The 21276-nt window shown below is 66.9% G+C and carries 23 protein-coding genes; 8 read left to right on the top strand and 15 right to left on the bottom strand.

The features are described 5' to 3' along the window. Nucleotides 1–449 precede the first annotated feature (449 nt). Entirely contained in the window at nucleotides 450–2264 is a 1815-nt protein-coding gene (locus tag AAGI46_06685; GenBank protein ID MEM1011892.1) for a phosphoenolpyruvate carboxykinase (GTP), read from the bottom strand. A 47-nt stretch (nucleotides 2265–2311) separates the two neighbouring features. Here AAGI46_06685 and AAGI46_06680 point away from each other — a divergent pair, with 47 nt between their 5' ends. The 3 genes from AAGI46_06680 (at nucleotide 2312) to AAGI46_06670 (ending at nucleotide 4497) form a co-directional block, all read left to right on the top strand. Continuing rightward, on the top strand, nucleotides 2312–2917 hold the full coding sequence (locus tag AAGI46_06680; protein MEM1011891.1) for a nucleoside triphosphate pyrophosphatase: 606 nt from the start codon (nucleotides 2312–2314) through the stop codon (nucleotides 2915–2917). Nucleotides 2918–2947: 30 nt separating this feature from the next. Continuing rightward, entirely contained in the window at nucleotides 2948–3655 is a 708-nt protein-coding gene (locus tag AAGI46_06675) for a CPBP family intramembrane glutamic endopeptidase (protein MEM1011890.1), read from the top strand. Between the two features lie 278 nt (nucleotides 3656–3933). Then, nucleotides 3934–4497, top strand: a complete 564-nt coding sequence (locus tag AAGI46_06670) for a DUF2617 family protein (GenBank protein ID MEM1011889.1) — start codon at nucleotides 3934–3936, stop codon at nucleotides 4495–4497. A gap of 139 nt (nucleotides 4498–4636) precedes the next feature. On the opposite strand, the gene AAGI46_06665 is transcribed toward AAGI46_06670, so the two are convergent. The 4 genes from AAGI46_06665 to AAGI46_06650 are packed head-to-tail and all read right to left on the bottom strand — an operon-like array spanning nucleotide 4637 to nucleotide 9490. Beyond that, complete coding sequence (locus AAGI46_06665; GenBank protein ID MEM1011888.1) at nucleotides 4637–5215, bottom strand: LemA family protein; 579 nt, start codon at nucleotides 5213–5215, stop codon at nucleotides 4637–4639. A gap of 38 nt (nucleotides 5216–5253) precedes the next feature. Beyond that, complete coding sequence (locus tag AAGI46_06660; protein MEM1011887.1) at nucleotides 5254–5607, bottom strand: VOC family protein; 354 nt, start codon at nucleotides 5605–5607, stop codon at nucleotides 5254–5256. Between the two features lie 26 nt (nucleotides 5608–5633). Continuing rightward, a complete protein-coding gene (locus AAGI46_06655; GenBank protein MEM1011886.1) occupies nucleotides 5634–8471 on the bottom strand; it encodes a hypothetical protein in 2838 nt (945 codons plus the stop codon). Next, nucleotides 8468–9490 (bottom strand): KpsF/GutQ family sugar-phosphate isomerase, encoded by a 1023-nt coding sequence (locus AAGI46_06650; GenBank protein ID MEM1011885.1) that lies wholly within the window; start codon nucleotides 9488–9490, stop codon nucleotides 8468–8470. The genes AAGI46_06655 and AAGI46_06650 overlap by 4 nt, the downstream gene beginning before the upstream one ends. Nucleotides 9491–9557: 67 nt before the next feature. Here AAGI46_06650 and AAGI46_06645 point away from each other — a divergent pair, with 67 nt between their 5' ends. From AAGI46_06645 to prfB, 3 genes are all read left to right on the top strand, one after another. After that, nucleotides 9558–10256 carry a segregation/condensation protein A gene (locus AAGI46_06645; GenBank protein ID MEM1011884.1) on the top strand — a complete coding sequence of 233 codons (699 nt, stop codon included), beginning with the start codon at nucleotides 9558–9560 and terminating at the stop codon, nucleotides 10254–10256. Between the two features lie 8 nt (nucleotides 10257–10264). Next, nucleotides 10265–10723, top strand: a complete 459-nt coding sequence (locus tag AAGI46_06640; GenBank protein MEM1011883.1) for a RidA family protein — start codon at nucleotides 10265–10267, stop codon at nucleotides 10721–10723. Nucleotides 10724–10758: 35 nt separating this feature from the next. Then, nucleotides 10759–11899, top strand: a protein-coding gene (gene prfB / locus AAGI46_06635) for a peptide chain release factor 2 (protein MEM1011882.1) whose coding sequence is annotated in 2 segments (ribosomal slippage) — nucleotides 10759–10839 and nucleotides 10841–11899 — 1140 coding nt in all. Because the reading frame shifts where the segments join, the coding sequence is not laid out codon by codon here. A 56-nt stretch (nucleotides 11900–11955) separates the two neighbouring features. Here the strand turns inward: prfB and AAGI46_06630 are convergent. The 10 genes from AAGI46_06630 to AAGI46_06585 form a co-directional block, all read right to left on the bottom strand. After that, nucleotides 11956–12300 carry a hypothetical protein gene (locus AAGI46_06630; GenBank protein ID MEM1011881.1) on the bottom strand — a complete coding sequence of 115 codons (345 nt, stop codon included), beginning with the start codon at nucleotides 12298–12300 and terminating at the stop codon, nucleotides 11956–11958. Nucleotides 12301–12678: 378 nt separating this feature from the next. Next, complete coding sequence (locus AAGI46_06625; GenBank protein MEM1011880.1) at nucleotides 12679–13299, bottom strand: nitroreductase family protein; 621 nt, start codon at nucleotides 13297–13299, stop codon at nucleotides 12679–12681. A 57-nt stretch (nucleotides 13300–13356) separates the two neighbouring features. Next, nucleotides 13357–13656 (bottom strand): HPr family phosphocarrier protein, encoded by a 300-nt coding sequence (locus tag AAGI46_06620; protein MEM1011879.1) that lies wholly within the window; start codon nucleotides 13654–13656, stop codon nucleotides 13357–13359. Further along, the gene (locus AAGI46_06615; GenBank protein ID MEM1011878.1) at nucleotides 13653–14126 is read right to left on the bottom strand and encodes a PTS sugar transporter subunit IIA; all 474 of its coding nucleotides are present in this window, start codon (nucleotides 14124–14126) and stop codon (nucleotides 13653–13655) included. Before AAGI46_06615 ends, AAGI46_06620 begins: the two co-directional genes overlap by 4 nt. A gap of 22 nt (nucleotides 14127–14148) precedes the next feature. Continuing rightward, nucleotides 14149–14484: a ribosome-associated translation inhibitor RaiA gene (gene raiA, locus AAGI46_06610; GenBank protein MEM1011877.1), complete on the bottom strand. Its 336-nt coding sequence runs from the start codon at nucleotides 14482–14484 to the stop codon at nucleotides 14149–14151. A 61-nt stretch (nucleotides 14485–14545) separates the two neighbouring features. Further along, nucleotides 14546–15259, bottom strand: coding sequence for a DUF502 domain-containing protein (locus AAGI46_06605; GenBank protein MEM1011876.1), 714 nt, complete (start codon nucleotides 15257–15259; stop codon nucleotides 14546–14548). A gap of 147 nt (nucleotides 15260–15406) precedes the next feature. Beyond that, on the bottom strand, nucleotides 15407–18292 hold the full coding sequence (locus tag AAGI46_06600) for a hypothetical protein (protein ID MEM1011875.1): 2886 nt from the start codon (nucleotides 18290–18292) through the stop codon (nucleotides 15407–15409). Nucleotides 18293–18330: 38 nt separating this feature from the next. Continuing rightward, nucleotides 18331–18645 carry a hypothetical protein gene (locus AAGI46_06595; GenBank protein ID MEM1011874.1) on the bottom strand — a complete coding sequence of 105 codons (315 nt, stop codon included), beginning with the start codon at nucleotides 18643–18645 and terminating at the stop codon, nucleotides 18331–18333. Next, complete coding sequence (locus tag AAGI46_06590; protein MEM1011873.1) at nucleotides 18642–19457, bottom strand: hypothetical protein; 816 nt, start codon at nucleotides 19455–19457, stop codon at nucleotides 18642–18644. Before AAGI46_06590 ends, AAGI46_06595 begins: the two co-directional genes overlap by 4 nt. Further along, nucleotides 19454–20509: a hypothetical protein gene (locus tag AAGI46_06585; GenBank protein ID MEM1011872.1), complete on the bottom strand. Its 1056-nt coding sequence runs from the start codon at nucleotides 20507–20509 to the stop codon at nucleotides 19454–19456. The genes AAGI46_06590 and AAGI46_06585 overlap by 4 nt, the downstream gene beginning before the upstream one ends. A 188-nt stretch (nucleotides 20510–20697) precedes the next feature. On the opposite strand from AAGI46_06585, the gene AAGI46_06580 reads away from it, so the two are divergent. Continuing rightward, nucleotides 20698–21036: a P-II family nitrogen regulator gene (locus tag AAGI46_06580; GenBank protein MEM1011871.1), complete on the top strand. Its 339-nt coding sequence runs from the start codon at nucleotides 20698–20700 to the stop codon at nucleotides 21034–21036. 57 nt (nucleotides 21037–21093) lie between these two features. Next, on the top strand, nucleotides 21094–21276 hold a 183-nt coding region (locus AAGI46_06575; GenBank protein MEM1011870.1), incomplete at its 3' end, for an NAD(P)-binding domain-containing protein.

Below are 21276 nucleotides of genomic sequence, written 5' to 3'. Positions count from 1 at the left end.
TCGGTCGTCCGGACTGCGGGCCGTAGCCCCGCAGCTACCTTGGCAATCGGTCGGGGTTCCTTCGTTGCTGTACGTCCGCGGAGGTTCAGCGTCTTGTGCCACCACGTGTCAACGTCGTGTCGGGGCGGAAAGCACGACGTTGTCACGTCGTTGCACGGCCGATCCGCGGCGAGGGACGCCATCGACGGTCCGCGCCGCGCGGCGGCGGCCGGGAGGACAGATTGACGGTGGGTGCTGGTGCAAACGGACCTCGGCGATGGGTCACCCGGCGACTGTGGTCGCCGTACGGAGGCCGGCGGGTGGGAGTTGGCGCGGCCGCGGTGTTGGCGAGGGCGGCGCGGGGTCTCGGCCGGTACTCGGCGGTGACCAACTCGGCCGCGGGCGCACCGCGTGGTGCGCGCTCTAAGTGGGCCATTTTCCCCACCCGTCGACCCCACTCGCCGACCACCTCACATGCGGCTGATGAGCAGCTCGCGCTGGAAGATAATCTCCTTGGGCAGGTCGCCGGCGAGCTTCAGGAGCAGCTCCTCCTGGCCCAGGATCTCGTGCTTGAAGGCCTCGACGTCGACCCGCTCCAGCGCCCGGAAGTCGGCGGCGTTGACCTCGGGCAGGTCGTCCAGGTCGATGTTCTCCGGCTTGGGCATCCAGCCCAGCGGCGCCTCGTACGCGTAAGCCCGGCCCTTGCAGCGGTCGATGATCCACTTCAAAACCCGCATGTTTTCCCCAAAACCAGGCCACATGAAGTTCCCCTCGTCGTCGCGGCGGAACCAGTTGACGGCGAAGATGCGCGGGCAGTCCGTCATCTGCTTCCGCATGCGGAACCAGTGGACGAGGTAGTCGCGCATGTTGTACCCCACGAACGGCAGCATGGCCATGGGATCGCGACGCACCTCGCCGACGGCATTCTCCGCGGCGGCGGTGCCTTCGGAGCCGAGGGTCGCGCCGCAGTAAACGCCGTGAACCCAGTTAAATGCCTGATAAACGAGGGGAATCGTGTTGCTGCGTCGTCCGCCGAACATGATGGCCGAGACCTCGACGCCGTGCGGATCGTCGGCCGCGGGGTCGAGGACGGGGTTGTTCTCCATCGGCACGGTGAACCGCGAGTTGGGGTGGGCGGCGGGGTCGGGGCTGCTGGGCGTCCAGCGGTTGCCGCGCCAGTCGAGGCACTCCTTGGGCGGCTTCTTGGTCTTGCCTTCCCACCAGACGTCGCCGTCGGCCAGGAGCGCGACGTTGGTGAAGATGGTGTTCTTCTGGATCATCGCGGCGGCGTTGGGGTTGGACTTGTCGTTCGTCCCCGGCACCACGCCGAAGTAGCCGGCCTCGGGGTTGATCGCCCTTAGCCGGCCTGACGTTTCGTCGACCCACATCCATGCGATGTCATCGCCGACGGTGGTGACCTTCCACCCGTCGTCGAGGTACTTCTTGGGCGGGACGAGCATGGCGAAGTTCGTCTTGCCGCAGGAGCTGGGGAAGGCGGCGGCGACGTAGGTCTTCTCCCGGCCGCCGTTGTTGTCGGGACCTTCGGCCCCCAGGATCAGCATGTGCTCGGCCATCCAGCCCTGGCGTTTGCCGAGGAAGCTGGCGATGCGGAGGGCCATGCACTTCTTGCCCAGGAGCGCGTTGCCGCCGTAGCCGCTGCCGTAGGACCAGATGGTGTTGTCGTACGGGAAGTGGCAGATGTACCGGTCCGCCGGGTCGAGCGTGCCGATGGAGTGGACGCACTTGGTGAACTCGCGCGAGTCGCCCAGCTCGTCCCAGGCGACTTGGCCCATGCGGGTCATGAGCTTCATGCTCGCCGCGACGTAGACGCTGTCGGTGATCTGCACGCCGACCTTCGCCAGCGGGCTGCCGATGGGTCCCATGACGAACGGGATGACGTAGGCGGTGCGGCCCTTCATGCACCCCTCGAACTTGGGACGCAGCATCGCGTACGCGTCCTGGTCCTTCATCCAGTTGTTGGTCGGGCCGGCTGCGTCTTCGTCGGGCGTGCAGATGAAGGTGCTCTTCTCGGTGCGGGCGACGTCGTTGGGGTCGCTGCGGTGGAGGTAGCAGCCGGGGAGCTTCTCCTGGTTGAGCTGGATGAAGATGCCTTCGGCGATGCCTCGGGCGAAGAACTGCTGTTGCTGCTCGTCGCTGCCGTCGCACCAGACGACCTCATCGGGCGCGACGTGGGCCAGCACCTTGTCGGCCCAGCTTCGGACGTACTTGTTGTCGCACGGTTTGTCGCTCGTGACGGCTGGCTTCTCCTCAGCAGTTGGTTCCATTGCGGGAGGGTATCGCACCACGCTGGAGAAGCCCTAATCTCGCGGGAATGTCGACGCTGAAGCTCGTGCTCGCCAGTGCCTCGCCTCGCCGCGCGGAGCTGTTGTCCGAAGCCGGCTACGCGTTCGACATCGAGCCGGCGGACGTGGACGAACAGGGGTTGGCCCAAGGCGTTGAGCCGCGCGAGCTGGCGCGGCACCTTGCCTTGGCCAAGGCCGAGGTCGTCGCGGGGCGTCATCGTGGCAAGCCTGTGGTCGTCCTCGCCGCCGACACGATCTGCCGAGGGCAAGCCGGCGAGGTCATCGGCAAGCCCATCGATCGCGACGACGCAAGACGCATCCTGAAGTCGCTCGTCGGCACGTTGCACGGCGTGGTCACCGGCTACGCGATCGTCCGCTGTGACGACGGACGCCGGCTCGACGGGATCGTCCGCAGCGACATCGTCATGCGCGACGTGTCGGACGCGGAACTGGAGGCGTTCCTCGACACCGACCTCTGGCAGGGCAAGGCCGGGGCTTACGGCATTCAGGACACGCCCGGCGGGGACGATCCGTTCGTCGAGGAGATCATCGGCGAGCTGTCGAATGTGGTGGGCCTGCCGATGCCGCAGATCGTGGAGGCGCTCGACGAGCTGGGCATCACGCGGGACTCATGAGCCTGCCCGGCAGCGGTCGATGCGCACGTGTTGGCCGACGTCGAACCGCGCGAGCCCTACCTCGTCCAGAGCCGCCGACCGCTGGCGGCGGCGGCGTTCGTGCTGGTCGCGGTCGTGGTGCTCCACGCGGGGCTGTGGTTCAGCGACGCGGATCGGCCGACGACGGGCGTGTTGATCGTCCACTGGACCGCAACGACCATCCAGCGACTCAGCCCGGGCGAGATCGCCGTGCTCCTGGCGATGGCGGCGGTGCTAGCGCCGCTCGTCGCGCACGTCTTCGCGGGTCAGCGATGGCGTCTGCGGAAGCGGCTGTTGCCTGCGATGGCGGCGGAGTCGGCGGTGCTTGCGTTGCCGTTGGTGGCGATGTCGCTGGTGCTGTTCCCGAGCCAGAACCTGCTGTCGACCGGCACCGGTCAGGGCTGGCTGGTCGCGATCGAGGCGGGCATCTTCGAGGAGCTGGTGTTTCGAATGGCCGGCTTCGCGGTGGTCGACGTCCTGGTCGGCCTGGTGCTCGGGCACGACGAGCGGGCACGGAAGATCACGCTTGCCGCGGCCGTCGTCGTGACGAGTCTGGCGTTCGCCGGGCATCACTATCTGCCGCTGACGCAGGAGCCGTTTGAGTGGCCGTCGTTCATCTTCCGGGCGCTTGCGGGCGTGTGGCTGGGCGTGGTGTTCCTGACGCGTGGCTTTGGCCTGGCGGTGGGGTGTCACATCGCGTACAACGCCGCAATTTTGTGACGATCTGTCGGGCCACGTCAGCATGACGCACACTCATTCTCGGACGTTGCCGGAAGTCCAGATTTTCATGGCGTTTGCGTGGGCTTCCGCTTACCATCTCTCGAACCGCATCGCCTTTTGGTAAAAGGAGGTGGGTTTCAGCCGCCCTTTGGACGGCCGACCACCAGAGGCGTTGCGACGATTCACGAGGCTCTACGGATGGAGCCTCATCATCGATACGGAGCTGCGGACACTTTGACGTCGTTCGTGGCACTTCAGGAAGAGTCCAGGACAACACGATGAGCCAACGCACGAAGCAGCGCAAACAGTTCGCCCTCAACCTGCTGCTGTACAGCAACCCGGTCCACCCAGAACTGTTTCGTCGACATCGATCGATGACCGTCGATCGCAAGGCCTACTCGGCCAACGTTCACCTCATCGACGGCGGCCACCTCGTCGAGTTCGACGCCGGCGGCAGCCACCTCACCGAGATCGTCCTCAACGGCGGAGAGAACAAGCCCAACAACGGGCTCATCGAAGAGGTCCCCTGCCGTGGCGAGCGGTGCCACGAGGCCGAGACGCACGAAAACATTCGCTACATGATCTCGACGCAGGAGGAGCAGCTTTCCGGCACGCTCTACGACGCCACGCGACGCGAGATCCTCGACTACGCCCAGAAGCGCGAGCTGATGTGGACCGAAGTCCCCGCCGACGAAGCGGAAGGCCGCGGGCGATTCCTGGGAGCCCTCGACATCGAGCGTCGCGCCGGCGAGCTCCTGGTCCAGAGCTTCCACCTGTTCGACGAGTTCCAGATGGTCGTCAAGACGCAGGCCATCATGGAAGTGATCCGACCGAGCCGCTGAGGCTTTCAAGTTCCAAGTTGCGCGGTAGCCGCGGGCTTACAGCCCGCGGTTTGATCGTGTGTCGCAATGAAACAAACCGCGACCTGTAAGGTCGCGGCTACCACATCGTCACCGTTGCTCGGACTTGGATGAGTGCGTCTCAGAACTTGACGCTCGGGGCTTCGCGTTCCGCTTCGGTCGTCACCTCGAAGAACGGCTTCTTCGTGAACCCGAACGGTCCGGCGATGAAGTTCGCTGGGACCTGCTGGACGGTCTCGTTGTAGGTCTTGACCGTGTTGTTGTACCCCTGACGCTGACCGGCGATGCCGTTCTCGGTGTTGGCCAGCTCCGTCTGGAGCTCGCTGAAGTTCTGGTTGGCCTTGAGGTCGGGGTAGCTCTCGGCGACGGCGAAGAGTTGCCGCAGGGCACCGCTCAGGGCACCTTCGGCTTGGCCCTGACTCTCGACGCTGTTCGCGGCGACAGCGCCGTTGCGCGCGGCGATGACGGCCTCGAGGGTCTCGGACTCGTGCGAGGCGTAGCCCTTGACGGTCTCGACCAGGTTGGGGATCAGGTCGTGGCGACGCTTGAGGAGCACCTCGATCTGGCTCCAGCCGTTGCGGACGCCCTCGCGGAGCGAAACGAGCTTGTTGTACGTCCCGATGCCCCAGAACACGACCACCAGGCCGATGAGCACGACGATGCCGACGAGCACGAGGATGATTATCAGAGCGGTATTCATTCCAACGTTGTAGCAGGATGCGGCCCGTTCGTCGTGGTTCAGCCCTTCTCGTCGTAGACGGTCTTGCCGGCCGGGTAGCAGATCAGCTCGACGGCGTTGCCGTCGGGATCGCGGAGGTAGATGCCGCGCGTGCCGTCGCGATGCGAGTCGATGTCGACGCCCGCAGCCTCGGCGTGACGGCTGAGCGTGGCCTCGTCGACTCGCAAAGCGACGTGCGGCGGGTGCTGCGACGGCGTCACGAGGGCGAGCTTCACGTCGCCCATTTTCAGGAAGGCCCAGGTCTCGTCCTGGTACAGCACGACCACACCGAACGACTCGACGTAGTGCGACACGCTCCTGGCGATGTCATTCGAGGGAACAGCGACGTGATCGATCGGCAGCGCCTGGCTCATGCCGATCGCGTCGCAACCGCTGTGCCTCAGCCGCCGGCGACGAGGTCTTCGACACGGACGATCCGGCCCGTCGCCACGTCATAGACCGTGACACGGAACTGCCCAGCCGGCCTTCCGTCGGCATCGAAGACGCGGACCGGCCGATCGTTGTCGCCGGTCGCGGTGACCTCGTTCGTCGCCGCCGAGTAGGTCAGCTCGCCGGCATCGAGCGTAGTCGACGTGCTGGTCAGCCGGACGTTGCCGCGAGCGACGGCTGAGTCGAACTGCTGCGGCTCGTCGGCGGTGACGGTGGCGACGAGCGTGTCGGTGTCGATCCGGAAGGCCGGGGCGTCGATCGGCTCGGCGGCGACGACGACGGCACCGGTCGCGCGGGCCTGACGCGTCTCGGCTTCGTAGCGGAGTCGCTCCTGCCACTCCAACGCCACGACGCCGCGAAAGCCGTCGTCGTCTTCCGGTTCGCGCAGCTCACGGACCAGGATTCGGCCCGGCACGGAGACGTCGATCACCTCGTCCTGCGGCCGGGCGGTCACCTGGTCAGCCCGCAGGTCGAAGGACGCGACGACCTGGTCGGCGTCGCGCTCTTCGGCCGTCAGGCGAACGGTGCCGCTGGCTCGGACCTCGTCGGGCTCGCCCGCGTCGTCGAGCAGTACCGCGGCCTCGAGCGAGGTCAGCAACAGATCGGCCGCGTCGGGCCCAGCTGACGACGGGCCGGAGGCTCGGACGTCGCCGGAGACGTCGAGCCGTTTTTCGGTCGCGGTGAAGACGCCGGTCCACGTGAGACGCCTTTCCGTGGTGTCGGTAACAGGCTGCGTCAGGTCGCCGGCACCCTGGACCGTCAGCGACTCGTCGGCCTGGTCGAGGACCATCGTCTCACCCGCCAGCAGCGCAGGCGGTCCGTCTGCCGGATCGTCGTCGCCTCGCGACATCGGGATTTCGAGTGTGACGCCACGCGGATCCTGCGACGAGACGACGACCGGCTCGTCCTCGCCAGCGAGCGTCGCCCGATCGCCACGCAGGATGCGGCCCGCGGCATCGACGAGCGTGACGCTGCCGTCGATCCGAAGGGACGAGAGCGTGGTCTCCTCGCCTTCGGTAACCACCAGCGCTTCGAGACGGTCGCCTTCGACGGTGCCGTCCTCACGATCGACGATGACGTTGTTTTCGGCCTCGATCGCGAGGCCACGACGCTGCTGGTCGAGCCAGATTCGAGCGGCTCTGAGTCGGGCCGGCGTGTCGCCGCGGAGAGTGGCGTCGACATTGCCTGTCGCGCGAGCCGCCTTCAACTCGCCATCGGCGTCGAGGTCGACCACGAGCGCAGCGGCGGCGAGGTCGAGGGCGTCGTCGCGAACCTGGACGTCGCCTCGGGCGTCGACCTGTTCCAGCGTGCCGTCGCCGGCGGCATCGAAGAGGAAGTCGCACTGACGCGACCAGACCAGCGTGGTCGGCGGCTGGTCATCGTCGCTCGGCAGCCTCGCCTCGCCGGCACCGAGGACCGATGCGATGCCGCCTTCGGGTCGGACTTCGACGCGCGGGCCGACGAGTCGGCTGCCGTCGTCCTGCTGGAGAATGACCGGCGAGGCCTCGCTCCCGAAGGCGGTCAGCAGGTCGTCGGTGCCGACGTAACGAATGCGATCCGCGTCGGCGACGCCGGTGGCTGTCCGGACGAGCACGCGATCGATGTCGCCGCCGGCAGTCAGGTCGAGTTCCGACTCTGCACGCGAGACGGGCTCGGCATCGGGCGGCGTGCGAAGCTCCAGTGCGCCCGGCCACGTCAGCACGATCGGCTCGAAGGTCGGCTCCGATGCCGGCGCGACCGTTGTCCGAGGCGTCGATGGAACTGGCGAGGGAGGTGCCTCGGGCTCCTCGACGACAACGACCTCGCCCGTCGGCGTGGTGGCATCGTCCGCCAGCGGAAGCTGACCCGTCGCCTCGGCCGCCTCCAGCAGAACGACGCCGGCCTGCGTCGCGCGGATCGGGCCGGCCACCGAAAAGTCGTACGGCGTGGCCGCCTCCTCGTCGGATGGCGGCGTCGGCAGCGAGCCCGAAGCCTGGGCGAGCTGAATCCCGCGCAGCATCGGCCTCAAAGACGTCGTCTCGGTCACGTCACCAGGCAGCAGACCCTCGGGCAGAAACTCCGGCCTCGTCTTGATCGTCGCCCTGCCGCCGCCGGGGACGAAGACCAGCGACGGCCGCCTCGCGACGGGGTCCCAGTCGATCCGCAGGCCACGCCCGTCGAAGTCGAGGTCATCGCCCCGGACGACGACCGGCACGTCCGGCCCGAGGACCGTTCGCCCGTCGATCGTCGTGTCGTCGGTCACCACCGTCAGCCGACCCGCGTCGAACAGCAGGTTGTCGAGCGTCATCGTCAGCGACGATTGCCCGTCGGCCTCGGCGGGGAACCAGCGGATCGTGACGTCCGACAGCCGCGCACGATCGGCCGCTGCGATGGCGTCGGCGTCGACCTGCCGCTGCCGACCTGCCGCCGGCGGGTCGACGCGGACAGTCCCGCCGGGGCTCTGGACCATGACCGTCGCGCCGCCCTGAGCCCGGAGCCGCACGACGACGTCTTCGAGCTCGACCGTGGTCTTGCCCGTCCGCCGATAGCGGCCGATCTCGACGTCGGCCGTCGGCTGGTTGGTGTCGGGGTCGAAGATGCGGAACGTGACCTCTTCGCTGGGTCCGATGCCGTCGTTGATGGGCGTCTTGCCGGGTTGCGGGAGCTGGTCGAGCTCGTCGGCACCGTTCGACGTGAGCGCCGGATCCGGCAGGAAGACGGACGTGAGCAGGTACACCCCGCCGAAGACGCCCAGCGACGCCGCCGCAAGGAGCAGCCCGCGGATGGCGGCACGTCGACCGCGACTCACGTCCGCTCCTTCCTCGTCTCGGCTGCGTCGAAAAGTCGAAGCACAACCAGGTCCTGCACGTCGATCAGACCCATCGCACGCCCGGCGTCGTCGACGGCCGGCAGCTCGTCGATGCGGAACTGCTGCATGAGTGCAACGGCCTCGCTGACGGCGGCATCGACGTGGACGGTCCGCGGGCTGGACGTCATGACGTCGCCGATCTGCCGGGAAAGCGCCGCGTCGCCATCGGAGACGATGAGCCGTCGCAGGTCGCCGTCGCTGAACAGGCCGGCGAGCTTGCCGTCGTCGCCTTCGACGAGGATTGCGCCGGGCCGCCTGGTGATGGTGCTGACTTCGCGAAGGACATCGCCGACACTTTGCGACGCATTGGCCAGCGGCAGGTTGTCGTCGCGGCGGAACGTCATCGCCTCGCCGACACGCATCAGCTTCCGGCCGAGTGCACCGGCGGGGTGGAACCGGGCGAAGTCTTCAGGCTTGAAGTCGCGCTGCCGCATCACGGACAAGGCGAGCGCGTCGCCGAGGGCGAGCATGGCCGTCGTGCTGCAGGACGGGGCGAGCCGCAGCGGGCAGGCCTCGGTGATCGCGCCGAGCGGCACAACGATGTCCGCATCACGGCCGAGCGAGGAGCCAGGGCCTCTGCAGATCGCGATCGTCGTGTTGCCGAGGGCATTGACGAGGGCGCCGAGGCGAACGAGTTCGTCGCTCTCGCCACTGGCGCTGAAGAGGACGACGACGTCGCCGGGACGCACACTGCCGAGGTCCCCGTGGGTGGCATCGCCGGGCAGCAGGAAATGCGACGGCGAACCGGTGCTGGCGAACGTGGCGGCGACCTTGCGGGCGACGTGCCCCGCCTTGCCGACGCCGCTGGTCACGATCGCCGCGTCGCAAGCGACGATGGCCTGGACCGACGCGACGAACGCCTCCGTCCGGACCGCGGCCGCCATCGACGTGACCGCCTGTGCCTCGGCTTCGATCACGCCAGCGGCGAACGTCTGGATGTCGTCGGCGTCGCCGGGCATCGGGTCATGATTCGCAATCGGCTCCGATGAGCAACTCGGAGCCCCGTTCGTTACCGTCACGCGCGACGTGCTGGGAACCGCTCACGATCTGCCGCGGGTGTCGACGGAGCACTTCGACGGCCCGCTCGACCTGCTGCTGCACCTCGTCCGAAAGCGCGAGCTGCCGCTGGTGAAGGTTTCGCTCCTCGACGTGGCGGAGGAGTTCGCCCAGCGGATCGCCGAAGACGCGCTCGAGCCCGATGTCGTCGGGGAGGCCCTTGTCGTCGCCGCGACGCTGGTCGAGATGAAGAGCAACGCCCTTTTGCCGAAGCCCGGCCCGGTCGACTTGCCAAGCGACGACGCGGGCGATCGGCTGGTGGAACAGCTGCTCGAATACGCCCGATTCCGCAAGGCGGCTGAGCAATTCGAGCAAATGGCCGAGGAAGCGTCCCGAAGCCACGTCGTCCGAATCGCTCGCAACATCGATCGGCCGCGCGAGAAGACGTTCGACCTCGACCACCTCACACCGGACCTGATTCGGGACGTGTACGTGAAGGTCGTCCAAGACCTCGAACATCGCACGCCGCCGCGGTTCGACATCGAAGAGGACACTGTACCGATCGAGGTTGTCAAGGAGCGCACGCTCGACCGGCTCCACGCCCGGCCGATGTCCCTGGGCGACCTGTTGGACATTCCGGGCAAAGCGACGCGGATCGCTACGCTCCTCGCGCTGCTCGACCTGTTGCGCGACGGCGTCGTGCGACTGTGCCACGGCGAGCCGGCTTAGCGTTCGGCATGAATCTCGTGGAACTCCGCGGCCGACTCGAACATCTGGGCCTGTCGCTCCCCGACGCTGCGAAGCCCGTCGCGAACTACATCCCGGCGAAGAAGCACGGCCACACCGTCTACACCAGCGGCCAGCTCCCGATGCGCGACGGCCAACTCGTCGCCACGGGCCGCGTGGGCGAGTCGATCAGCGTCGAAGGTGCTGCGGGGGCCGCGAAACTTTGCGCCCTCAACGCCCTCGCCGCAGCATCGCACGTCGCTGAACTGACAGGCGTCGTCCGCGTGGGCGTCTTCGTGAACGCAGGCCCGGACTTCACGGATCACCCGAAAGTCGCCAACGGTGCCAGCGACCTCCTCGGCGACATCTTCGGCGAACCCGGCCGCCACGCCCGCGCGGCGGTGGGTGGCTCAAGCCTGCCACTGGACGCCGCCGTGGAGGTCGAAGTCGTGTTTGCCGCCAAGGACTAGCGGCTTTGCACGGGCGTTCCTAGCGTGCGGTCGAAATGGCGGATTTGGCTCACGAAAACCTCGCGGACTCGATCGAGTCCCTGGCGGCGCGGATGTTGACCATCCGTGACTCTCTTTGACGTCGCGGGCAAGCAAGAGGAACTCGCGAAGCTCGAAGCCAAGATGGGCGAGCCCGGCTTCTGGGACGACCCGGCTGCGGCACAAGGTGTCGTCGGCGAGGTAAAGCGCATCAAAGCCACCATCGAGCCCGTCGAGTCGATGATCGCGGGCGTCGGGGACGTCCGTGCGATGAAGGAGCTCGCAGACGAATCCGAAGGCGGTGAGCAGGCAGAAGCCCTTGCCGAGGCCGATCAGATGCTGACCGACCTGGAACGTCAGGGCGATAAGGTCGAGCTGCAAGCACTGCTCGGCGACAAGAACGATCCGCGCAATGCCTTCGTAACCATCCAGGCCGGCACCGGCGGGACGGACGCGCAGGACTTCGTCGAGATGCTCCTGCGAATGTACCTCTACTACTTCGAGAAGACCGGTTTCAAGGTTGAAGAGACCGACCGTCAGGAAGGCGATCAGGCCGGGCTGAAGTCGGTGAGCTTGCGCATCGAAGGGCCCTACGCGTTTGGCTACCTCAAGGCCGAGGCCGGCGTGCATCGCCTCGTTCGCCTCTCGCCTTACAACGCGAACAACAAACGGCAGACGTCCTTCGCCGGCGTCGACGTGGTGCCGGAATTCGACGACGAAGGCGACGTCGACATTCCAGACGTCGACCTCGAAATCGAGCCCTTCGCGCGCTCATCGGGTCCCGGCGGACAGAACGTCAACAAGGTCGCGACCGCCGTCCGCATGACGCACAAGCCGACGGGCATCCAGGTCGTCGCCAGCGTTCACAAGAGCCAGCAGCAGAACCGCAAGATGGCGTTGAGCCTGCTGCAGGGTCGCATCGCGATGATGCAGCAGGCCGAACGCGACGCGGAACTCAAGGAGCTCTATGGCGACAAGGGGCAAATCGCCTGGGGCAACCAGATCCGCAACTACGTCCTCGACGACCGCCGCGTCAAAGACCTCCGCACCGGCGTGGAAACCGGCAACGTCGAATCCGTCCTCGACCGCGGGGAGCTCCAACCCTTCATCGACGCGGAACTGCGCCGGCGCCAGGCAAAAGCGCAAACGTCCGCTTAGCGGTGAGCGTCAGCGAACCTTTGGTCGAGCCCAGAGAGGCTCGCTAGCGCTCACCGCTAACCCTGGTAGGTTGCAATAAATCCCCAGTTCTGTGGAGGTAATCCAGCTTTCACGGGGTTCTTGTTGACGTACAGAACAGTTCGTTCGACGTCTGCAGCAGTGAAGAGGAAGCGTTTGCGCCCGCTCTTCGCGAAGACCTTTGGAGGTCGCTTGCCAGGCTCTGCAAACTCCGCCAGCGGGTGTCGATCTTCCTCGATCAACTGCCACGTCGCTGCGGCTTTGAGTCGAGTCATCATCTGCTCGGCTGACCGCTCGCCACGACTGATCACGCAGTGCAAATGGTCCGGCATCACCGCGAATGCGAAGCATTCCACCTCGTCCTGCTCCAGCCTTCGCGACATGCCATTCGCGACCCCTAGCGCCTGGCGACCGTCGAGCTTAACCGGTGGCCACTTGAGCGCCGCCTTCGCAGCTTTCGCTTTCTCACGATCGAGCTCTCGATTTGCGACGCTCCGGACACCATCCGCACGATCTGCATTGGCGGAACCGAACGGTCGCAGGTGCTTTGCTCGAACCTCCGTCGACCCACTTCCGCGCTCGTCGTTCGGGAGCCAGAATCCGTAGCAGGTCAGGATGAGGTGGTACGCGATGACCGGTCGTGACACCGTTGCAAACTAGCGAGAGTCTCGCTTAGCGGCGAGCGCCAGCGAGCCTTTGCGCCGGAAGGCTCGCTAGCGCTCACCGCTAAACGAATCGGGAGCAGGATCCCTCCGAGCGCTTCAAAACGACCAACCACCCTCGCGGATCGAGTCGCTGATCGGTCGTCGACCGCTGGGGGTTTTGTCCATCTTCGCGTACGCCTCGGGAAGCTGCGCGTCGGGATCACCCGGCTTTCCGAATGCGATCATGACGTCGATCGACACGTCGGTCGGCACCTTGAGTTTCTCGCGAACGGCCGCTCCGTCGTAGCCCGCCATCGCGTGGCCGACGAGGCCCATCGATGCGGCCTGGAGCAGCATGTTCTGCGTCGCGAGCCCAGCGTCGAAGGTGTGGACCGGATTCGCCTTGCCGTTTTGCGAGAACGTCGTGTGACTCGTGACCACCACGAGCAGGCCCGCGTGTTTGCACCAGGCCTGGTTCGCCTCGACCAGGCAGCTCATGAAAACGTCAAAGTGAGCCGTGTCGCGCTTGGCCAGGAGGAAACGCCACTCCTGCTCGTTGTACGTTGACGGTGCCCATCGGCCGGCCTCGAAGATGCGGTGGATGTCGCTGTCTGACAAGGCCTCGCCCGACATCGCACGCGGGCTCCAACGCTCCACGAAAATCGGCAGCACATCGTGGTCGGCTTTGCGATGCGAAAGCGGATTGGGAAGGTGCGACAAGTCAGTCATTCCGGGCATGCCGCGACGCTAGGTGACCTGCACTTGCCGAACTTTCGGGACTGTGCCGGACCTCTGTCACTCGTCTTCGCCGAACTTCGAGTCGAAGAGAGCGCAAAGGCTTTCGACCGCATCAGCCTCGTCTGGCCCATCGACCTTGAGCACCAGCACCGTCCCCTTCTGTGCGGCGAGCGTGATGACCTGCATGACGCTGCCAGCGTCGGCCTCGGCGCCGTCTTCGATGCCAGCCTCATCATCGCCTTTCGGGCGCACGATGGTCACGTCGGACTCGAAGGCGTTGGCGCATTCGACGACCTGCATGGCGGGCCGTGCGTGCAGGCCGTTGGCGTTGAGGACGGTCACCTCGCGTTCGATCACGCCGGGACTCCGTCGGCCTGCCGCAGCACGTGCAGGACCGCGTCGACGCTCGTCGCCTCGGCGAGGTCGCGACGCAGCAAATCCTGCTGCAGCACTTTGAACACCGTCTGCATTGCGTCCAGGTGCTCGCGACTTCGATCGGCCGGTGACAGGAGCAGCACGATCGTGCGGACGGGCTTGGCGTCGAGGCTGTTGAAGTCGATGCCGGCCTTGCTCACGCCGATCGCACCCATCATCTCGGGGACGACCGCGTGCTTGGCGTGCGGGACGGCCACGCCTTTGCCGAAGCCGGTGCTGCCTTGCTTTTCGCGCTCCGTCAGCGCTGCCAGCACATCGACGGCGGCATCGGCGGAGAGCCGGCCGGCGTCGACGAGCTTGTGGACGAGTTCGGCGGTTGCCGCATCGCGATCCTCGGCGTCGAGGTCGACGACGATCGAGTCACGCGTGAACAGGCCGTTGAGTTGGATCATCGCGTGTCGCGTGAGTTGGAGATCAGACCGGCTGGTGGCGGATCGACTCGCCGGCACCGGTGTGCTTGCGGTTGCGGTGCCGCTCCTTGTGCTCGGTCAGCTGACGCTCGAGCTTCTGATAGCACTCGTCGACGCACTTCTCGATCTTGTCGCTTCGGCTGTTGGCGACGAAGTTGTTGTTGTGCTCGGCGTTGACGAGCATTTCGATGTGGAAGCCGACGGGCTGAGCCTCCTCGATGACCACCTCGATCTCCTGGATGCGGTCGTAGAAGGTCAAGAGCTTGTTGGCCTTCTGCTCCGCGTACGCCTTTTGCTCGGGAGAAGCTTCGATGTGACGGGTCGTGATGAGAACGTGCATTGGTGGTCTCCTGGATTCGTTGTGCCGCCGGCGGCTTCCGTGCGACCGGGCGGATGACAGTCTACACGTCGGAGGGTTGGGGGAGAAGGGACGGTGGAGCAGCCTCCGATGCGGGCAGTTCCTCTGGGTCCTGAGCCTTGGCCATTTTCCGTTTGCCCTTGCCCTTTCTGCTCTCCGGATCTACCCGCACGACGCCGCCGCTGACGAGGTAGCGCATCGCTTCTTCGACGCTCATGGGCAGCTCGACCACCTCGGACCGCGGGACGACCATGACGTAGCCGCTGAAAGCCGTGGGACTGCTCGGGACGAAGACGGTGAGCGTCTCTCCGTCGCCGATCTCGTCCAGGGGTTTCATGCCGCCGCCGGTGACGAGTGCGATCGACCAGATGCCGCGACTGTGCGGCCGAACCGCGACAACGCGGCTGCCGGCAAACTGCTTCTCGCGATCGGCCAGGACGAACTCGGTGATCTGCTTGAAGATCGGGTAGAGCGCGCGAACGACCGGGATCGCGAGCACCAGACGCTCCAGCCCGCGATAAAACGCCCGGCCGAGGAAGTTGCCGACCAGCAGGCCGACCAGGTAGATCAGCACCAGCGCCATCGCGACGCCCAGCGGCTTGGTGTACCAGGCCGTTTCAAAGTGCCTGCGGATGTTGGTCGCATTGGTCGGGTCCGCATAGCCACCCTCTGCCGCGAGCCACCAGGAGCGTTTCACCAACTCGATCAGATACCAGCCGAGTGCGTTCCAGAGAAAGTCAAAGATCCAGAAGATCACGCCGATCGTCAGGATCGTCGGCAGCAGCGTTCCGAGGCCCCGCAGGAAGAACCGTGCGAAGTCTGCGCTGAACGAGGGCTTTTCACGTTTCGTGCCGCTGATGCCGTCAGCGTAGCGAAACGACGTAGCATTGTAGAAACGACGCGATCACTCGGGGTCGGCCGGCCTCTCCTGCATCAGACGCAAAGTCGCCATCGCAAAGCGCCGGACGGTCGGATCCTCGTCGTCGCCAGCCGCCTCGATGAGCAGCATCGACTGCGGATCATCGACGGCCAAGACGGACAGGCCGAGCAACGCGACCATCCGGGCAGCCGGCTCGGGAGATCGCGTCGCCGGGGCGATCAGTGCGACCCGGCCCTCGGGTGCCGTCGTCGCGGCGGCTCGGAAGCGAACCCAGGCCGAGGCGATGCCTTGTGGGCCGGCGACCGTCTCGTCACTGGTCACGGCTGCGCGACGCAGCGCGTCGGACATGGAGCCGGCGAGCTGTCGCCACGCCTCGATCTCCTCGGCAGAGCCGCCGTCGGTTTGCAGGCGTTGCACGTGTCCGCCGAGCCAGCCGAGTTGGGCGAAGGTGGCGTCGGCCGCGCGAACGCGCTCCTCCGGGTTGCCGTCGCGAAGCTGGGCTAGGCGTCGCTGCATCTGCCCGACGATGGCTGGATTCGCCAGGTCGATTGGCAGGCCCACGCGGTCGACAACCTGCTGGAAGCCGACGAGCTGGCCGCCGGCGGCGACGGCAAAGGCCGGGCGCGGCTCCCCGTCAGGATCGTCCTGCGGCGGGACCATGACGGTCACGGGATTGGTCACGACGTCGCCGAACATCGTCAGCTTGACGAGCGGATTGCTCGCCAGGAGCGTCGCGAGCTGCGGGCCGTCGAGGCGGACGGTCTGCTGAAGTCGCTCACCACGGTCGAGTCGCGTGCGTCCTGACCACCGACTCGTCGCGGCTGCGGGGACGCGTTGCTGGATGAGGCCGCGAACGCCGGCATCGAGGCGAATCTCGTCCGACAGAAGCCCGACCGGGCCGATGGTGATTGGATCGGGGCCGATGTTGCGGAGCGTGATGCGGATGAGCATCGGCTCGCCGTATTGGTGCGACACCTTCTCGGGCCGGGCAGCCAGCGAGTAGAACCGACGCGAATTGGACGGATCGATCAAGTCCAGCAGTCGCAGCGGGAACTCGTCGATCGCCGCGCGAATGTCGCCCGCGGCAGCACCTGCACCGACGGCAAGACCGTCGCTGTCGAACGCGTCGGCAATGGTCGCGGCTGCCAGTCCCGAGGGCGTGTCGTTCAGAAGCTGGCGTGCGTCGGTCAGCACGTCCTCGCCGGCCTCGCGTCGGATCAGCAAGAGGCCAAGCGCCGACAGCGGATCGGCATCGGCGACGGCTTCGAGCTTTTCCTGGGCGGACGTGACGTCATCGCTACGCCACGCCTGCCAGCCGCGGAGTCGCGTGACGACCGGACTCTGCTCGGGCACCAGCATCGCGACGGCGTCGAGGAGCGCCTCGTCGGTCGCGCGGCCGTTGTAGAGATCGAGCCAAGCACGATCGGCAAGGAGGACTGCGGCGACGGTTGCCTGGCGCGGCCCAGCTTCGAGGGCTTGCGAGGCGACCGCGGTGACGTCGGGCAGCTCGTCGACAGGCTCGGGCTCGCTAGGCGGCGTCTCGGCGAGCAGGCCGGCAAGGCGGCCGTTGAACCGAGCGGCGACCAGATCGCCGTCGCCACCGCCGGTGTTGGTAATGAGCGCGGCGAGCAGTTCGAGCGTGCTGACGGCTTCGGCGGTCGCCGGGTCAGTCAGCACGTTCGGCGGCAGCGACGCCTGCTGCAGAACCGCCTGAGCGGCCCGAGGTCTCGCTGCCGCGACAAGTGCAGCGGTGTGGTCGGCTGTCAGCGAGATCGGCACGCCCGCCGCCTGTGCGACGTATGCCCTCCCGGCCGCGGCAAAGAACGGCGCGGCCTCGTCGACAAGACCCGCCGATGACAGCTCGCGAGCGAGGGCCTGCAGGTAGATCGGCTGAGCGACGTTCGCCCGGAGCAGACCGACGAGCGACTCGACGATCTCGGCACGCTCGGCACCGAAGCTCGTGCGTTCGACGTACTGCAGCAGCCGAGCCTGTGGGTTAAACGGATCGAGCTCGACGGCTCGTGCGATCATCTCGCTGGCATTCGCATCTTGAAGGCGTTCACGCAGCATCGTCGCTGCGGCGACGGCAGCGTGGGCGCGCACCTCTTCCGGCAGCGACTCCAAGTCGACAAGCCGCGTGAAGTAGCTCAGCCGTTGGTCGACGCTTTCCAGAAGCTCGGCTGAGAGGTCGATGTAGCGGATCTGCGCGAGGCGATCGAACGGCTCGAGCCGGCGATAGTGGTCCAGCGCCTCGACCGTCGGCTCGATGCCGGAGACGGCCAGACGGACATCGACCAGCTCGCGGGCGAGGCGAATGTCCGTCGGTGCCAGTCGCACCGACATGGCCGCCAGTGCCTCGGCCTGACGTGCGGACTGAACCGAGTCGGCCGTCGCTAGCGTGCCCGCGGCGATCTGGCTGATGACGTTCGCGATCGCAACCGAGCCCGCGTCGCCCTCGACGGCGTCGGCACCGGGAAGGTCACCAAACGGGAAGGCCTCGATTGCGAGCGGCTCGACGTCTGGCTCGGGCGGGAGGTCGATCGTCGGCTCGTCGGGCATCGCCTCGACGACGGGGTCGTCGACCACGACCGCGGGCTGGGTCGTCGGCTCGGTCGGACGTGTCGCAGCGACGTCGGCCTCAGCAGGCAGCGTCGTCGCGCGGGTCGTGGGCTGTGTCGCTGGTGTCGTCGAGGGCAGCGTCGCCGGGACCGTGGTCGGCTGTGTCGCGGGCAGCGTGGTTGGCGAGACAGCGAGGACGTCGTCGGCCTCGACCGGCTGGGTCGTCGGCGGCGTGTCGGCTCCTCCACCGCAGCCGGCAAGCAGCATCGCGACCGCACCCGCGGCCGCCAGAGTCAGGACGCGGCGCGCAGTGGCATCGCGGAGGCTCGTCATGTCGGTTTGGTCTCGCACGCGACGCCAGCTTACGGGCAACCAGCGTCGACGTCCGCTCACCAGGCCTGTGTCGCCAGGACGCCCGCCGAGACACCGCACGCGAGCACGACCGCCGTCGCGCCGATTGCGTAGGCGACTTCGCCGCGACCACGACGAAACACGCACGGCACCACGCCCAGCGCCAGCACCACTTGCCCCGCCGCCACGCCCGCGACGGCCAGCAGTCGCCAGACCCACTTGGCCGAGTCCGGCCGAACTGCGGTCTGGGCCCAAACGCCCGCGCTGTACCAGACGTCGAGACTGGCAAACACCATCGTAATCACGACGAGAGACAGAACGACAGCCAGCAGTCGACGCGTTGCCAGCGTCATGTCGACTCCTTGGTGGTCAACAGCGATGCGCGCCGTTCGAGGTACGTTGCCCACGCTTCGTCGCCGCACGCCTGAGACGCCCGCGCGAGCTCGCGCAGGAGATCCGCCTGAACGCCGCTTGGCAGAAGCTCGACCATCGGCATCGAGGTCGGCAGTGCGCTGTACAGCGACTGCCACTGGCCCGCTGCGGCGTCGAGGCGGATCTGCAGCGAGAGTAAACGCAAGGCCTCGTCGAGGTCGAGCTGCTGGTCCTTGTCGCCAGACGGCGAATACAGCGGCCGGATGGCTGTCGATGCCCCAGCCGGGTCGCCAGCTGCCAGGAGCGACTCGCCCAAAAGCAGACGAATCGTCCGCTTGCCGCCGGTCAGCGTGCGTTCGCGTCGGCTCAGCACGAACGCCGCCAACCGCGCGGCCTCGGCGTGTCGGCCTTGCGTCTGCCGCACTCGGGCCAAGACGACGGCCGCGCCGAGCGTCACGGGTCGCAGCAGGCAGAAGCCCTCGAGTGTCGCCAGTGCCCGCTGTTCGGCGAGGTCACTCCGGCCCAGCGTCGCCAGCGCCGCAGCTTCGCGAACACGCCGGCCTTGCCGGGCAGCATTGAAACCGAGCAACACCCACACCGCCGCTGCTGCCAGGCCCGCGAATCCGACGACGTCACCCATGCGGTCCTTGCCGAGCAACTGCGGCACGAACAGCGATAGCAACACCAGACCCGCAAGCACGAAGACGGCCACCCGAGCCAGCGCGAGTCGTTGCCCGGCCGACCGCACGAGTCGTCCCGCATCGAGACCAGGTGGCGTCGCGGACAGCGTCATGCCCCACCTCCAGCCAACGGGTGAGCCGGAATGACCGTGCCCTCGTGGCGCGATGCGACGTCCGCCAGCTCGGGGTATCGACGCAGGAGCTCGGCCGCCGGCGTGAGACAGGTCGCGTCAGACCACCAGACTGCCGCATCGTCGCTGCGACCGGCGCGTTCTGCCGATGCCGAGGCAAGGGCAAGCGCGTCGCTGAACCGAACGCCGAGCTGCCGTTGGAGTGAGGGCCGGTGTTGCTCGAACGCCTCGATCGCTTCTTCGTGGTGATTTGTCTGCACGTCCCGGTACATCTCTGCCACGATCAACGCAGCCGGGACGAACGACTCGGGCGATGGCGGCACATCTGCCGAGGCCTGCGGCGGGCCGTCGCCGTCTTCGGCATCGAGCAGGTCGTCGATCTTAAGTTCCGGCTCCTCTTCCGCGACCGATGCATCGTCGGCCTGACGCATGCGGGCGATGCTGGACTGCATACGACGCATGTCGCCACGAAGACGGTCGAGCGTGTCGTTGGCCTCGCCGAGTCGATGGGTCCTCAACAGCAACACCGCTAAGTTGCAGCGGGCAGCGAATGACGTCGACGGATCGGTGCCGGGATCGTCGATCAGGTCGCGCATCAGCTCGATCGCCGCCTCCTCGTCGCCGTAGCGACTGGTGATCCGAGCAAGCAACGACACTGCCGCCCGGCGACTCACGAGCAGCCGCATCGGCCGGCTCATCAGCTGCCGAACGCTCGTCGCCGCGTCCGACCACTGACGCAGCGTGACCAGCTCGTCGATCTTCCGCACGGCCCGTCGCTCGTCACGGGCGGACTGAGCCAGCCGCGCCATGTAGAACGTGCTGCCGAGACTCCCCAGCAGAAAGCCCGTCGCGATGCCCATGCCCAGCGGCGACTGGAGCGCCGTCGCCGTCACCAGCGCCGCCACGAGGCAGCCGAGCCCCGCGAACGGCAGGATCCCCAGCATCGGCGATGGTGCGGGCCGACTCAGCTCGACCAGCGACTCGACGTCGAGGCCGTGCATCGAGGCGGCGGGATGGTCGTCTTCGGGCGTCATCGCAACGGCAGTCGACCGACGCGTCGGGTCGGCGACGTGGCATCCTACGTCGAGAGCGTCGCCCGCCTTGGCAGTCAGCGGGACGAGTCGCTAGAGTTTGACAAGAACCACGTTCGGCCGACCAAGCCGACGCGCGACGATCCTGCCGACCACCGCCGGCAGCACCAGCGCCAGCAAGGAGCATCCCGATGCACATGATCGAGGCCATCATCAAGCCCGAAAAGCTCTCCGACGTCAAAGCGGCCCTCAAGAATGTCGGTGTCACCGGCCTGACAGTCATGGACGTCCGCGGCTACGGCCGACAGCTCGGCGAGACCGAGTCCTACCGCGGAGCCAAGGTCGAAGCCAGCTTCCTGCCCAAGGTGCTGATCAAGGCCGTCGTGCCAGCATCGAGCAGCGATTCCGTCGTGGCCGCCATCACCGAAGCCGCCCGCTCCGGCAGCGTTGGCGACGGCAAGATCTTCGTCTTCCCCGTTGCCAGCGCCACCCGCATCCGCACCGGCGAAAAGGACGCTGACGCCCTCTAGCGGCTAAGAGGCTGGGCGGCTTCAGCCGCCCTGTCTGCAAAACCGAGAAGCCGCCCCATGCCTCCCACCGTCGCCATCCTCGGCTGCGGCAACATGGGCGGTGCGATCGCCACCAGCCTCGCCACTTCAAGGGCGTGGCACGTTGTGACGTTCGACCCCGATCCAGCCAAAGCCGCCGCGATAGATGGGGCCGAACAGGCCGTTGAAGCGTCCTCGGCGGTCGATTCAGCGGATGCGGTC

The sequence above is a fragment of the Planctomycetota bacterium genome, from assembly GCA_038746835.1.
GTDB lineage: Bacteria > Planctomycetota > Phycisphaerae > Tepidisphaerales > Tepidisphaeraceae > JBCDKH01.
The sequence above is the reverse complement of the archived record's forward strand: the minus strand, read 5'-3'. Positions and strand labels throughout refer to the sequence as shown.